10 protein-coding genes and 1 other RNA gene are annotated in these 14,214 nt (G+C 66.0%); 2 read left to right on the top strand and 9 right to left on the bottom strand.

The window, feature by feature from the left end; translation table 11 throughout:
- Window positions 1-31: 31 nt before the first annotated feature.
- The 3 genes from HMPREF1138_RS08635 to HMPREF1138_RS08625 form a co-directional block, all read right to left on the bottom strand.
- On the bottom strand, window positions 32-6,553 hold the full coding sequence (locus HMPREF1138_RS08635) for a leucine-rich repeat protein (RefSeq protein ID WP_009058780.1): 6,522 nt from the start codon (window positions 6,551-6,553) through the stop codon (window positions 32-34).
- A 313-nt stretch (window positions 6,554-6,866) separates the two neighbouring features.
- Window positions 6,867-7,184, bottom strand: coding sequence for a heavy metal-binding domain-containing protein (locus tag HMPREF1138_RS08630; RefSeq protein WP_009058787.1), 318 nt, complete (start codon window positions 7,182-7,184; stop codon window positions 6,867-6,869).
- Window positions 7,185-7,301: 117 nt separating this feature from the next.
- On the bottom strand, window positions 7,302-7,949 hold the full coding sequence (locus tag HMPREF1138_RS08625) for a GyrI-like domain-containing protein (protein ID WP_009058783.1): 648 nt from the start codon (window positions 7,947-7,949) through the stop codon (window positions 7,302-7,304).
- Between the two features lie 144 nt (window positions 7,950-8,093).
- On the opposite strand from HMPREF1138_RS08625, the gene HMPREF1138_RS08620 reads away from it, so the two are divergent.
- A complete protein-coding gene (locus tag HMPREF1138_RS08620) occupies window positions 8,094-8,864 on the top strand; it encodes an alpha/beta fold hydrolase (protein WP_039937664.1) in 771 nt (256 codons plus the stop codon).
- Here HMPREF1138_RS08620 and HMPREF1138_RS08615 read toward each other — a convergent pair.
- The 5 genes from HMPREF1138_RS08615 to HMPREF1138_RS08595 form a co-directional block, all read right to left on the bottom strand.
- A complete protein-coding gene (locus HMPREF1138_RS08615) occupies window positions 8,861-9,472 on the bottom strand; it encodes a class I SAM-dependent methyltransferase (RefSeq protein ID WP_009058751.1) in 612 nt (203 codons plus the stop codon). The two genes, HMPREF1138_RS08620 and HMPREF1138_RS08615, sit on opposite strands and share 4 nt — an antisense overlap.
- 391 nt (window positions 9,473-9,863) lie before the next feature.
- Window positions 9,864-10,247: a hypothetical protein gene (locus tag HMPREF1138_RS08610; RefSeq protein ID WP_009058789.1), complete on the bottom strand. Its 384-nt coding sequence runs from the start codon at window positions 10,245-10,247 to the stop codon at window positions 9,864-9,866.
- Between the two features lie 124 nt (window positions 10,248-10,371).
- Window positions 10,372-10,551, bottom strand: a complete 180-nt coding sequence (locus HMPREF1138_RS08605; protein ID WP_009058742.1) for a hypothetical protein — start codon at window positions 10,549-10,551, stop codon at window positions 10,372-10,374.
- A gap of 94 nt (window positions 10,552-10,645) precedes the next feature.
- Complete coding sequence (locus HMPREF1138_RS08600) at window positions 10,646-10,951, bottom strand: metal-sensitive transcriptional regulator (protein WP_009058757.1); 306 nt, start codon at window positions 10,949-10,951, stop codon at window positions 10,646-10,648.
- Entirely contained in the window at window positions 10,948-12,630 is a 1,683-nt protein-coding gene (locus HMPREF1138_RS08595) for an FAD-dependent oxidoreductase (protein WP_039937658.1), read from the bottom strand. The genes HMPREF1138_RS08600 and HMPREF1138_RS08595 overlap by 4 nt, the downstream gene beginning before the upstream one ends.
- A gap of 795 nt (window positions 12,631-13,425) precedes the next feature.
- Between HMPREF1138_RS08595 and HMPREF1138_RS08590 the strand changes: the two genes are divergently transcribed.
- Window positions 13,426-13,686 carry a hypothetical protein gene (locus tag HMPREF1138_RS08590; protein WP_155887161.1) on the top strand — a complete coding sequence of 87 codons (261 nt, stop codon included), beginning with the start codon at window positions 13,426-13,428 and terminating at the stop codon, window positions 13,684-13,686.
- Between the two features lie 77 nt (window positions 13,687-13,763).
- On the opposite strand, the gene ssrA is transcribed toward HMPREF1138_RS08590, so the two are convergent.
- Window positions 13,764-14,141, bottom strand: a transfer-messenger RNA (tmRNA) gene (ssrA, locus tag HMPREF1138_RS10535).
- Between the last annotated feature and the right edge of the window lie 73 nt (window positions 14,142-14,214).

Genomic DNA, 14,214 nt, shown 5'->3' with positions numbered 1-14,214 from the left:
GGGGGCGCGGGCGCGTTGTCGCGCGGCTATGTCAGCCGATGAGCCGTCCCGAATCGGCGAAGTAGTACCACGTCGAGCCGATCCAGTGCCCGCCGGTGAACATCGCGCCGGAGTCGGTGCTCAGGTAGTACCAGGAGCCACCGTCCTTGACCCAACCCGTGGTCAACGCGCCACTGGGAGCCATGTAGTACCAGGCAGAACCATCCCACACCCAACCGGTCGCCATCGCGCCACTGCCGGGCGTCAGGTAATACCACGTTAGGCCATCAAGCAGCCACCCGGTGACCATACGGCCCGTCGCGGGGTCCAGGTAGTACCAGGATGAGCCATCCTTTACCCAACCACTCGCCTGAGCGCCCGACGCATCGTGGTAGTACCACGCGCCGTCCTCGCTCGCCCAGCCGGTACGCATGTAGCCGCGAGGGTCAAAGCGGTAGATCGAGTGACCGATCTGCACCGCCTGGCCAGCCGGGTAGGTGCCATCCGCGTACCGGTACCACCAGCCCACCGAATCGCTGATCCACGCTCCGCCCTGAGGCGCAGGCGTCGGCGCGGGCGTCGGGTCCGGCTCAGGCGCTGGTTCCGGAGAAGGCGCGGGCGTCGGGTCCGGAGCCGGAGAAGGCTCAGGCGTCGGGGTGCCCGGCAGCTTAATCGTGAGAGTGGTCATCAGGTACGAGGCGTCACGCACCTGGACGCGCAGGCTCACGTCCGACGCGGACGGGGTCCACGGGAAGGTCACCGAAGAGGCGGCCGCCCCCTCCCCGCCGTCCGCCACAGTCGTCCAGTCGCGCACGAGCGTCTCGGTGCCGTCCGCGCCGACCTGCACGGCGCGCACCTGCGCCGTCCCGGCGATGCCACCGGCAACCATCGCGGTCACGTCGACCGACACCCCGGCCTCGCCCGTGTACGTGTAGCCCCCACCGGCCTCGGCGATAGAAGCACCCGATAGGGCCATCGACGCAGCCGTGTAGGTGTGCAGGTGCGAAGCATCAAAGCCGGCCGCCTCGAGGGCGCTCTTGGCGACGTTCCACGCCGGCGACCCCTCGGCCGCGGCGACGTAGACCTGCGTGTCCTCCTTCTTCTCGTCGCTCAGCTCCGGCTCAAGGTCGAGGCGGGTGAGCGTCGAAGGAAGGACGAGGACGCGCGGGACGTCCGCGCCGAAGGACACGCGCGTCATACCCTCGCCGAAGTAGGCGCTCTGGCGGCGTCCATTCGTCGGGCGCCCGTCATAGACGAAGGAGCCGTCCACTCCTCCGCGCACAACGATGCGGCGCGGCATGGGAACCCAGCTGCCCTCCATCCGGATCGAGGTCACCTTGGAGCCGTATTCGACAACCTCCAGGGAGTTGCCGGTGACGCCACTCGAGCGCTCGACCGAGTCGGGGATCACCAGCTCGGCCAGGGAAGCACACCCGGCGAACGCCTCATCGCCGATGGTCGTCACACCCTCGGGCAGGACGACGCGGGTCAGCGCCTTGTTGTTGGCGAACGCCGAGGCGCCGATATCGACCGTGCCCTCGCGCACCGTGTAGTCGGTGATGGTATTCGCCGCCGGGGAGAGCAGGAGGTGCAGCCCGTCGGCGCCCGTGCGGTACAGGACGTTGCGCTCGGCCGAGTACACCGCGTTATCGGCGGACACGGTCAACGTGGCGATCGTGCGGTCGTTGTACAGGGCGGTCTCGCCGAAGGAGGAGACGCCCGCGCCGATGTGGAACGAGGCCAGGGCGCTGTTCTCCGAGAAAGCCTGCTCGCCAACCGTGGTCACCGAGTCGGGCAGACTCACGGTAGGAACCGCCGTGCGGCTGAACGCGAAGTCGCCAATCGTCATCAGGCGCCCCAGCTCGGGACGGAAATTGACTCCATTCTTGGCGCTCGTGGACTCAAACGCGCTGCCACCCAGTGAGATCGCGCCTCCCAGATCAATGCTCTCCAGCTTGCCAGCAGAGCAGAAGGCACAGGTGCCGACCGTCTCAAACTTCTCGGGCAGGGACAGCGCGGTGAGCGCGGAGAGACGGAACGCCTCGTCCCCGATCGCTCGCAGACTATCGGGCAGCGCCACGGTGGTGATACCCGCCTTCTGGAAGGCCTTGGGCGCGATGCTCGTGGCCCCGTCCAGCACCGTGTACGAGCCGCCTGTGTTCTTGGCCGCCGGGTAGAGGATCAGGCGCGAGTGGTCCTTGGAGTACAAGACCCCGTCGATGCTCTCGTAGTTCGGGTTCGCGGGGTCGACCTCGACGCCGGTCAGCGCGGTAGTCTCTGAGTACCCCGAGGTCACCGCATCAGCGGCGACGTTCGGGCCCAGCTTGATCGACGTGAGCGCCGAGTCGTAGTCGAAGACCTCAGCGCCGATCGTCACCAGGGAGCGAGGCAGCTCAATGGCTTCCAGGCTCGTGTTCGCGAACGCCCGCCCACCGATCGACGTCAGCTGGGAGGGGTGGGCCTCGTCGTCCTGGAAGGTGACATTCTTCAGCGAGGAGTACATGAAGGCCTCGTTGCCGATGCTGCGCACGGCGGCGGGAATCGTCACGTGTTCCACGGTCGAGCTCGCGAAGGCGCGCTCGCCGATGGAGGTCACGGTGTCGGGCAGGGTGACCTCGGTGGCCGACCCCTTGTATGTCACGAGGACGCCGTTCTCGTCGACCTCGAAGTCGTCGGCGTCGGCTGCTCGCACCGTGACGGGGATCGAGGCGGTCTTGACTGCTCCCGCCGCGTCGGTGACGGTCGCGCTCAGCGTGCCCGCTCCGCCGTGGTCTCCGCCCGTCACCGTGGCGCTCGTCGTTCCCGCGACGCCGGCGACCGTGGCCAGGTCGGCGGGCTCCACCGACCAGCTAATGTCGCGGCCCTGTAGGGAGGGCGCCAGGTAGGACTTCACGGTGCCTTCCTCGCCCACCTTGACGGCCAGCGAGGATTGCTCCAGCTCGATGCCCACATCCTCGGAGATCGTGCGCACGTGGACCTGCGCGGCGGCCGACAGGCTCGGCTGGGTCGCGTCGGTCGCAGTGATGGTCGCGTCGCCCGCGGCCAGAGCATGGACCTCACCGTTCTCATTCACGGTTGCCACGGCCTCGTTCGAGGAGGACCACACGAGGTCGGTGACGTTCGCGTTCGAGGGCTCGTAGGAGGCGGTGAGCGCGACCTTGTCGCCCGCGACGACCGTGGAGGTCTGCGGGGCAAGCGACAGGGAGGTCATCGGGATGGTCTGGAAGCGGATCTGCTGGCGGGTCTGGTTCTTGCCCCAGTCCCACGCGTACAGGTAGGAGGTCGCCGGGTCGGTAGAATCCGCGCGGTCGACCAGATCCTTCCAGGCGATCTCGTAGTGCTTGGAGTAGGTGCCGTCGGGCTGACGGTTCGCGCCCACGACCTCCTTCTCATCGTAATAGTGACGAGAGTTGGGAGACTCGGAGAAAGCGATGCCGGCCAGAGGCGAATGATCGGAGACATCGAAGGACACGACGCGCCCCTCGCCCTCGCCCGTTACCGCAACGTTCGAAATGACGGGCGCCTGTGTGTCCAAGGAAAACTGCCAGGTCATCTGCTGGGTCGAGGACGAGGGAGCCACGGAGGAGGCCTCGATCGAAAGCGTGTAGCGCCCGTCGGGCAGCTCGTTGCCGGCCTCGTCGAAACCGTCGAAGACCGGATTGTTGCCCTCCTGGCTCTCGACGGGCAGAATCGCGCCCGCGGAATAGTTGAACAAGGACTTCTTCGCACGCTCGAAGGTGTAGGAGCGCACGGTCTGGCCGTCCTCGTTCGTGTACGTGTAGGTCAGCTTCGGCGTGTTACGCAGCAGGCACGTGCGCGGCAGCATCTTGTTGGGCGCCTCCTGCGCGGCCGAGCGCGACATGATGAAGGAGGCGGGGTCGACCGCGCGAACGGCGGTGGCGTCCTGGCCGTCCAGCGGGTTGAGCGCGCCCAGGGGCACGTCCGTCGCCGGGTTCATGAGGGTCGAGGAGCAGGCGTGCGCGGTGCTCGTCGTGCCGTCGTACCACTTGCCGTCGAAGATGGCGGGCGCGCCCCACGAGCCGTAGAAGCCCATGTAGGGCACCGTCAGGTCGGGGGCGCCATCCGTGCTCGTGAAGGTGACGGCTCCGTCGATGAAGGTGCCCTTGGGGGCGTTGGCGTTCGCGAACGAGGCGAAGGCCGAGCGCGGGGTCACAGTGACGGTCACGGTGGCGGCTCCCTGGGCGGGGACGGTCACCGAGTCGGCGGAGAAGGTCAGGTCGATGCCCGCTCCCGCCCAGTTGGTGGAGTGCTCCGTGAAGAGCCCGTCCTCGACGATCTCGGACAGCGCCTGGCCGCCCAGGGCATAGGAGTGGGCCTCGTTGGAGACGTTGGTCAGGCTCACCTGGAAGGTCCAGCCCTGCGTGCCATCCCCCAGGTCGGCCTTGGGGCGCGAGGGGTTCGCGGCGCCCACCACGGTCGGGTACACGAACGAGGTCGTGGCAGCCAGGGCGTCCACCTGGCCCGCGCCGACGCGACGCGGCGAGTAGTAGGTGCCGTTGTTCTGGTCGACGTCGAGCAGCGGGTGGGCGGTGCCCATCAGGAAGTTCGTGACGATCGAGTTCTTCTCGGAGGCGCTCAGGTCGGCGAACGCCGGGTCCTCATTGATGCGCTGGCGCACGAGTGCGGCGATGCCCGCGACCTGCGGGGTCGCCATGGAGGTGCCGGACATGGCCCGGTACTCACCCCCCAGGACGGCGGACGTGATGGTACCGCCGGGGGCAGCGACCTCGGGCTTGAGGGCCAGGTCGGGGGTGACGCCCCAGGACGTGAAGTCCGAGACCGTGGGGTTGGCGGAGGCCAGCGCGACGCCCGCGTGCGGGTTCGAGATGGAGATCGAGTGGGAGTCGGCGGCGTTGATGGCCGCGATCAGCGCATCCTTCTCCTTCTTCGTGATGGTCACGGTCGCCAGCGTGTGGGTGGACTCGATGGTCGCCTCGTAGGGAGTCTCCGCGTCCTCGGCGTCGCCGATGATGAGGGCCGCGGGCGTGGAGCTCAGCTTGGTGAGCGCGCTGACCTTGGCCTCGTGCGTCATGTCGGCCCCGGTCGCGCTGTCCGACCCACCGCGGTCCTCCAGGACGATGACGGAGGAGAGGTCACCGGGGTGCTCAGCGGTGAGTTTGTTGAGGGCCGCGCCGTCACCGATACCGGCATAAACGAGGGTGTATGTCCCCTCGGGGATGTCGAGCAGGCTGGGGACGACAGCGTCCTTGAGGCCGCGCGACTTTCGGTAGACGATCTGCTCGTCACCGTGGGTGAGGTAGGGCAGGGCGTCCTGGTTGTTGACTGAGGCGACTGCCAGCGTCGAGGGGTAGGAAGCCGGCTCGGAGACCGTGCCCGCGTCGGGGTCGCTCGCGTAGGGCTTGCCCTTGCCGGTGTAGTTGGAGTAGGCGCTCGAGTAGGAGTTGCCCGCGGCGGCATTGACGGTCACGCCCGCGGCGGCGAGGTTCTTGTACACCTCCGCGTAGACGGTGCCCGCCTCGGTTCCCATACCGGCGTCGTCACCGAGGGACAGGTTGATCGAGTCGGGCTTGAGGATGACCGCGTCGTCGAGGGCGGCGAGAACGGTGCTGTCGGGGATTGACCCGTCCTTGTCGGCGGCGACCTTCGCGACAATGATCTGCGCGTTGGGGGCGGTACCCTGCAGGTCGGGCGCATTCGCCGCCGCGATGGCGGCCACGTGCGTGCCGTGGGAGAGATCCTTGGTGGAGGTGGGAAGCACGTTCGCGTCGTTGTCGGCGTAGTCGAAAACGAAGGGGATCTTCGAGTTCAGGTACGCACCGCTCTTGCCGTGGCTGAGCTTGCCCACGAGGGACTCGACGTCCCGCTGTGTCAAGCGGACAGGGACGCCGTCCATGGAGCCGGAGAACGCCGGGTGTGTTGCTTCGATGCCCGTGTCGATGACCTCGATGACCTGCTTGTCACCTTTGACGGTGGTCTGGTTCGCGCGGGTCATCTCCAGGGAGGAGCCGTTCTTCAGAGCGGGGTTGACAACGTCCGCGCTGGCCGCGGCGGACTCGCCGTCGACGACCAGCGGCTTGTGGTGGCGCTCGACGAAGGCGGTCTTGACGCCCGCAGTGTTTTTGATGGCCTCGAGGGAGGAGGCGGGGGCGCTGGTTGCGAAGCCGTCGAAGGCGTGGGTGTAGTCGGCGACGTCGGTGACGTCGGCGCCGGGGACCGCTTGCTCGACCGAGGTTTCGATCCGGTCCTTGACCGTCTCATGCTTCGTCTGGGAGGAGAGCCCAAAAACGCGGTGATACCAGGGAATACCGACGCTTCCGTCCTCCAGTGCGACGATGATCGTCACCGGGGTGTCGTCGGCACCCTCGGGCGTGGTGCTCGGGTTAGGGTCCCCGGCCTCGTCGGTTGCGCCGGACTGGGGTCCGTCTCCAGATTGCGCCTCGTTCGACGAGGCCTGGGGGCCCTGGGCAGCCCCGGCGACGACGTTGGGGGCCTGGGTTTCCTCCTCAGCGAAGGCCGCCGGGGTGCTAACTGTGGTCGCGGCGAGGGCGCCGGTCACTACCAGCGCCAGTGCCATGAAGGAACGATGGGACATCTCTGGCTCACTTGATTGACAACTGGGCGTCGGGCGCGCGTCTTCGCTGCGCACCCAACGTCAAGGGTAGAATCACCGGCCGAAAGAACCTAGACTTCGTCCTCTCTCTTCTCATCATGTGTCAAGTGCTTGATCACCAGACTTTGGTAGCGTAAACTCTCCTGATTTAGGCGCGCCTTACTTTGTGTGCTTCTGTGTTATTTCGGGCGTCCGCGCCGGATGCGACAACCCGCCGGACGGCCTCGGACCCTACGGTCCGCACGCCACCCGGCGGGTCGATGTGTGCGCGGCGTGTCGCCCGCGCGAGGAGGACTCAGAGAATAACGGCCGTCCCCGTCGCGATCGCCGCGAGCATGCCGTTATTCGCGCCAGCGGTGAAGTAGTCGACCTTCACGCCGACGACGGCGTTGGCGCCCATCGCCTGCGCGCGGGCACACATCTCGTTGACGGCAGTAGCCGACGCGTTGCCGATCTCCTCCTCGTACTGGGAGGCGCGCCCGCCGAACATGTTGGACAGGCCCGCGCCGAAGTCCTTGAACATGTTGACGCCCGCGAAGGTCTCGCCGGACACCATGCCGATGTAGCGCTTAATCGGCGCACCCTCAATGGTCGGGGTCGTCACCACAAGCATCATGCTCTCCTTTGGTTAAGTCGTGAACATACCAACAATACCTATGCCCCCGCCACGGGGCCACCAGGGAAGCCCGAACGCCGCGGCGGCCGTCTTGTCGGGCTCGGACACCACACCCTACTGCGCGGCTGCCGACCGGCGTTTAACGGGGTGCCGGATGATTGTCTTCAACTTGTCGGGGGCAACCCTGCGGGCATCCGACAGGTAGACCTCGTGATGACGCCTCGCCTCCGACAGGTCGAGCTCGTAGCCCACCTCCCGCGCGTAAGCGTCCATGGCCTCGACCGTGGCTGGTTCGCTGTCGTAGCTGCCCACGTGCAGGCACTGGACGCACAGCCCCTCGTCCACCACAAGAAATTCGGCGATTGAGCAGTCAACCTTCTTTTTCTGCGTCGCTTCCTGGACCGCCCAGTCAAAGACCTCGCGCGTCACGAAGCCCGGCAGGCGGATGACGGCGATCCAGTGGAAGGCCTCCTTGTGGGCGTAGTCGGCGCCCTCGATGCCCTCTTGCCACCAGAAGCCCTCAAGGGGTGGCACGACGAAGTCAACGTAGCCGTCAATCTGGCGGACGCCCTTCTTACTCATCTTGATCGTGTAGGAGATGGCGTACAGGATCGCAATCGCCCGCTGGTAGGCGCCGTTCTCCTCGTTGGGATCTCCACTGCCGCGCACCGCCACAAAGCTCATGGGAGGGACCTCGACGATGCTGGGGCCCTTCTTCGGGGCGTACAGTTCCTTGTCTTCCTTCTTCACGTCATAGGCCATGTCGCACTCCTTCGGTTGCCAGACAGGATACTGCGATCCCCTCCCGTGAATCCACCTCCGCCGCGGCATCGCGGTGGTAGCATCCGATTGTCCACTCGATTCACGGGCGCGCCGATGCACCCGACGCTCATACGGGGCAACGCCATGAACATGCACGTCTACGGCTCCAGCGCCGACGACTCCCCCACCGTCTTACTCATTCACCCGATGCTCTCCTCGGCCTCGGGCATAAAAATTGCGGTAGCCGACCACATGGGCGCGGGGCTGCGGTTCCTCGCGCCCGACCTGTCCGCCCACGGGGACGAGGCCTCGGCCCCCTACGTGTCAGCAGCCAACGAGGCGGCGGCGATCCACTCCTGGCTCGTGGAACACGATGCCACGCACCTGACGCTCACGTTCGGAGCGTCACTCGGCGGGGTCGTACTCTTTGAACTGCTGCGATTCCCCGACCTCTCCTTCGATCGAGTGTTTGTTGAAGGGGTGAGCTTCTACTCGGGCGGGCCCGTGGCCCGGGCGGGAGGAGCCGTCCTCGGCCGCGTCATGATAGCCAAGCGCCGCAAGGCCGCGCGCGACCCCGAGGCCGGGGTCCGCAAGCTCGCACGCCTCTACGGCGAGGAGGCCGCGCGCCCCATGACTCACTCACTCATCGCGATGAGCGAGGACAGCATCCGCGCGATCGCCCGCGACTGCTCACGGGTCTCTCTCCCTCCCCTTTCCCCCGCCACTCAGCGCCGCTGCACGTTCGCGTATGGGGAGAAAGACTCGGACCTGCGCCTCGCACGGCGCACAGTTCCGCGCCTCTACCCCGGCGCGGAGCTGGTCGTGTGGCCCGGGTGGGGGCACTGCGAGCGCATGAGCCGTGACTCGCGCGCCTACGGGGCGATGCTGCGCGAGCTCGCGCTGGCCGGCCGCTAGTCCCACCGCTTCCTATTGGGCAGGACGGCGATCACGCAGGGAATGCGGCCGCGCACGAGGCGGTAGCGGGCCTCGGCGTACCCCATCCCCTCGACAAACGCCCGGTACGAGGCCGGGGTGAAGCGCCGCTCAAAGCCTGCGCCGAGGCGGGCAAGCAGAGCGGGGATCATGCCCTGCTTGCGTTTCGGGGGCTCAACGTAGGTGGGGAGGATGATCGTCCCGCCGGGCCTGACCACGCGGGCGAGCTCGCGCAGGGCTTGCTCGGGGTCGGGCAGGAGGTGGATGACGTTGCCGGCGACGGCGACGTCGAACGAGTCATCGGCGTAGGGCAGGGCCGTGATGTCTGCTTGTTCAACGGTGACGTTCGAGCGCTTCGCGAGCTTCTTGCGGGCTTGCGCGAGCATGCCGTCGGAGTAGTCGGTCGCGACCAGGCGCGCGCAGGCGGGGGCGATGGCGGCGCTGATCGCGCCGGTGCCACACGCGCACTCCAGGACCTCGTCGCCTGGGCCGATCATCTGTCCGACGGCGAGTGCCGTGCCCTCATACGAGGCTCGGTTCACCGTGTTTTCAAAGGCGTCGTACAGGGGCGCGACCCGATCCCAGAACATTGCTGAACACCTCCGTGTGCCTGTCGAACGCGCACACCGACGGCGGCGCATCATTACGCTACTGGGAATGCTACGCCCTCGGGTGCGCTGCCGGGGCGAAACGGGGTTTTGTGCACGGCAACAGAAGCACGAGGGCACATCCGGATAGGATGCACGCATCCGGATAGGCTATGCGCATCCGGATAGGTTACTAAGCTATCCGGATGTTCGTAACCTATCCACGTGTTCGTAACCTATCCGCATCCACATGTGCAGCGCAGCTCCTTGCGCGCGACTACGCTCAGCGCACCTGAACCAGGCCGCAAGCTGCGTCCACAGACCAGAGAAGGACTCACCGCGGGCCGGAAAACGACAGTCGCGAGGGCACCGCGTCCGCAGACTCAGGGGAGGACTACTCGTTTGCACGCGGTGATACACGCCGCGCGCGGCGCGCGTGGATGAGCGCGCCAACGCCGTGGGCCACGAAGCCGAGGATGCTGTAGCCCACCCCGTAGATCAAGGCGCTGTCGTTGAGGAACAGGAACATCGGCGCCAGGAAGCACACAAAAGGCGCGAGCAGCCACAGCAAGCTGAAGCCCTCCTTCACGCCGTCCCACGCGCCGAAGACTATCGCCAGGAGGGGCAGGATGACGAGCAGGATCAGGAACACGAGGCTCTTCACGATCTCCATCGAGTCCGAGACGCTCGAGAGACTAAACCACGCCGCCAGCACCAGCAGGTAGATGCCGAACAGCACGGCGATACGAATCCACGTTGATTTTGTCGTCCACCTCATAACCCAATGATACCTGTGTCACACGAGTAAATACTCTCTTTGACACATGAGCACCCCGGGCCTCGAGAAAGGCGCGCGAAACCAAGCGTCGCGGGACTTGCGACGCTGTCAGAGGAGCGCAGGATTAGCTGCAGAAGCTGCCGAAGAAACCGTGCTTCTTCTCGGCGGCGGCATACTCCTCGTCGGTATGGTCCTTATCGCACCACTGATCCGCGGGCACCTTCTCCTTCACCGAGTCGATGTGCTTGCCGCAGCCCTTCCAGGTGGTCTTTCCGCATACCTCGCAGGTGGTGGGTCGACACATGATATTTTCCTTCCGTTGTTGCGCGCCGAATCCGTCGGCGGATCCGCGCCATGGTGCTCTGAGTTCTCCCCAGCGGGCTGGTTGCGCCGTCACATTAGGCCAGCCGGAGGAACAATTCTTCGAGTTCGTCGAGCGTCATGCTGCCGGTTTTAACAAGAGATTCTACCGCTTCGGGCGCCAGCGCATCATCGTTTTCATGGTCGGCGTCCTCGATCGCGCACTGGGACATGATCGTGGCGACCGCTAGGTAGCTGGCGCGCTTCATCGCGGAGTTGACGGCCGCGAACTGGATGAGCACCTCCCGACAATTCGCGTCCCCACTCTCGATATTGGCAATGAGGCTGTCCATCTGCCCGCGGGCGCGCTTGAGGCGGTTCACGACCTGCTTGCGCGTCGTCATGCGCGCCCCTCCCCCGTCACGAGGACGGCCTCGGCCTTCGCGCCGAGCCACGCCCGCAGGGTCTGGATACCGCCCGAGAGCATGGTGACGTTGAAGCCCGCCGCGCGCACGATGCGGTAGCCGATCCATGAACGGACGCCCGCGGCGCACATGACGACGAAGGGTCGCTCGCCGACGCTCTCGTCAACCCAGGTGCGGACCTCGTCCAGGCGGTCGCGCAGCTGCGTGTGCGGGATGTTCAGGGAGTTGGGCATGTGCCCGGCCGTGTACTCCCCCATCGTGCGCACGTCGAGGACCGGCATATCCTCGGTCAGGGCGTCCGGGCCGGTCAGGATGAGCTCGCCGGTCAAGACGTTGTGGGCGACCATGCCGGTCTGGTTAACAGGGTCCTTGGCCTGGCCATAGGGCGGCGCGTAGGCGAGGTCCAGGTCGATAAGGTCCGGCGCCTTCAGGCCCGCGCGCATCGCGGTGGCGATCACGTCGATGCGCCGGTCCACACCGTCGGCGCCCACGGCTTGCGCGCCGAGAATCTGTCCGTCGGTGCCGACGTGCATGAGGATGTGCACGGGCTGTGCTCCGGGGAAATAGCCCGCGTGCTGGTTGGCGTGCGTATGCACCGTGAAGTAGCGCGTGCCTGCCGCGTCCAGGGCCTGGCGATTCTCGCCCGTCATGGCAGCGGTGAGCCCGCCAATGCGGACGATCGCGGTGCCCTGGGGCCTCGGGATGGGGCGCGCGGTGGCCTCGCCGTGTCCGGCGTCGGTGATCACGTCTGCGACGAGGCGTCCGCCGCGGTTCGCGGGTCCGGCCAGGGCGACGGGGCGGTCGTGGTCGCGGCCAACCGTGGCGTCGCCGACGGCGTACACGTCGCCTGCGCTCGTTCGCCCGCGGTCGTCGACGAGGATGTAGCCTCCCCTGGTCTCGATGCCGGCCGCCTCGGCGAGGGCCGTGTCGGGGCGGACGCCGGTCGACAGGACGATGACGTCGGCGCTCAGCTCGGTGCCGTCGGAGAGCGTCACTAAGTCGCGGTCGTCGCCGTGGGCGATGGACTGGGCGGCGACACCGGTGTGGACGCGCACGCCGAGGGCGCGAAGCTCGCGGGTAACCAGCGTGGCCATCTCGACCTCGAGAGGCGGCAGGACGTGCTCGGCGTACTCGACGAGGTGGGTGTCGAAGCCTCTCTGCGCGAGTGCCTCGGCGGCCTCGATGCCGATGAAGCCGGCTCCGAGGACGACGGCTCGGGTACCCGAGGCCTCGCGCAGGGCGAGGGCGTCGTCGACCGTGCGCAGGGTGTGCACGCGCGGGGAGCCGAGGCCGTCGATGGGCGGACGGGCGGCGACGGCTCCCGGAGAGAGGATCAGGTGGTCGTAGGTGAGCTCATAGGCTTCGCCGGTCTCCGTGTCGGTGACCTGGACGCTGTGCGCGCCGGGATTGATCGCACTGACCTCGGAGTTGATGCGCACGTCCAAGTTAAGTGCGGCCTTGAGGGTTTGCGGGGTGTGGAGGAGGAGCTTGGCCTGGTCTTCGATCTCGCCACCGACGTAGTACGGGAGCCCACAGTTCGCGAAGGACACGTACTTGCTGCGCTCCAGGACGATGATCTCGGCGCCCTCGTCGCGCCTGCGCAGGCGCGCCGCCGCGCTCATGCCACCGGCGACTCCTCCGACGACTACTACTCGCATGTTCGGCTCACTTTCTGGCTCGGGGGACGTCTTCTCTGACCACTTCAATGATACCCCTGGGGGTATTCAAATTTGTGAGTGCTTAGGGGAAAGGACGAAACAGGTCGGTCGGGGTCTGTTCCCAGGCATCGTCGAGGGATGCATTGCTGGGGCTAGCTGCTCGCGCCGCCGACGTCCAACTGGGCCTGGCCGGGCAGAGCTACACCAGTGAGGGAGCGTGACGCCAGTGAGGGAGCATGACGCCAGGGGTAATGGTGGGGGTTTTGCACCATTAGAAGCATCCTGCCGGCGTGTCGCCGGCGTGTCGTGGCTCTATTGGTGCAATTCCCCCCGTTTGGTGGCGGTGAGGTCGCGGTTCGGGGCACTGAGGTCGTGGTTCGGGGCGGCGTGGCGCCCACAGTGCAGACCACCTCGGCGAAGCGCACTCCCGGACACTGAGTGCCCCTGCCAGGCCAATCGCGCGCCCACTCATTCGCCCACACATCAGGCACATAGGGGCATTGTCGCCCCCCGATGAAACAACCGCCTTCAACACCGACTTTCCCGTACCAACAAGCCAAAAAGGCACAATACAACCAACACGTTTTTGGCCTGTAACCCTAGCGCCCTATCACCCGGAGACGCCTCGTCACGACAAAGAGGGAGCGAGGCCCGCTTCCGGGCCTTCTGACGGTTGATTATTTCACAACTAGCCCAGGGGGAATCCTCGCTCCAATCGCGAGAGTATCAAATGTTTCGCGCAAGACGCGCGTGCGCCACCAGGCGACACAACAGCACACCAGCTAGTGTCAACGCATGGACAATGACACGGTGACATCGTTTGTTGAAGACGCCATCACAGAACTCGAACAGCGTAACGCCCGTGACGTCGTTGAATACCTGCGCATGATGCTCGAGTGCGACGGCCCCGACGTTGACGGCGCAGTCTCGTCGCTCGTCGCATACGGCGCGGTCACGGTCGCCTGGATTGAGCGGCTCGCAGCGATCAACGAAAAAACGGCGGGACTCTTCGACGAAGAACTAGCAGAACTGCGCGAAGGGCTCTCAGGCGCCTAGGCTCACTTCACACCAAAGCGGAGCGTCCGAAACACACACAAACCCCGGGCTTCCAACGGAAACCCGGGGTTTGAGATGGGTGGAGATGGGGGGAATCGAACCCCCGTCCAATAGCCGACCCCGAATTCTTCTCCGAGCGCAGTCTACGGTTTTATTTCTCAGCCCCCGGCATTGCATAGACTCACCACCGGATAGGCTCAGTTGATTGAGTGTCGGAGCCGCCCCACCAACATGGGCGACTCCCAGTGGCTCCCTAGACGACGCCAGACACCGGGCCGGAAGCAACTCCCGGGCTGACGGACTAAAGGTTCAGGCTGCGATATCAGGCAGCGAGAACGTAGTCGGTGCGATTCTGTTCGGCACCTATTGGTTTGCACGCATCGTTAACGAGTTGAGCGCACATCCTCGGCTCGCTTCACTTCGATCGACGACCACTGTCGAAACCGATCATCCCCTCTTGAGTTTTCAACTCACCGACGCCCAGCATCACGCCAGACCGTCGGACACACCAGCATACGCCCACGCACC

It is taken from the genome of Actinomyces sp. ICM58 (assembly GCF_000283035.1).
Lineage (GTDB): Bacteria > Actinomycetota > Actinomycetes > Actinomycetales > Actinomycetaceae > Pauljensenia.
The sequence above is the reverse complement of the archived record's forward strand: the minus strand, read 5'-3'. Positions and strand labels throughout refer to the sequence as shown.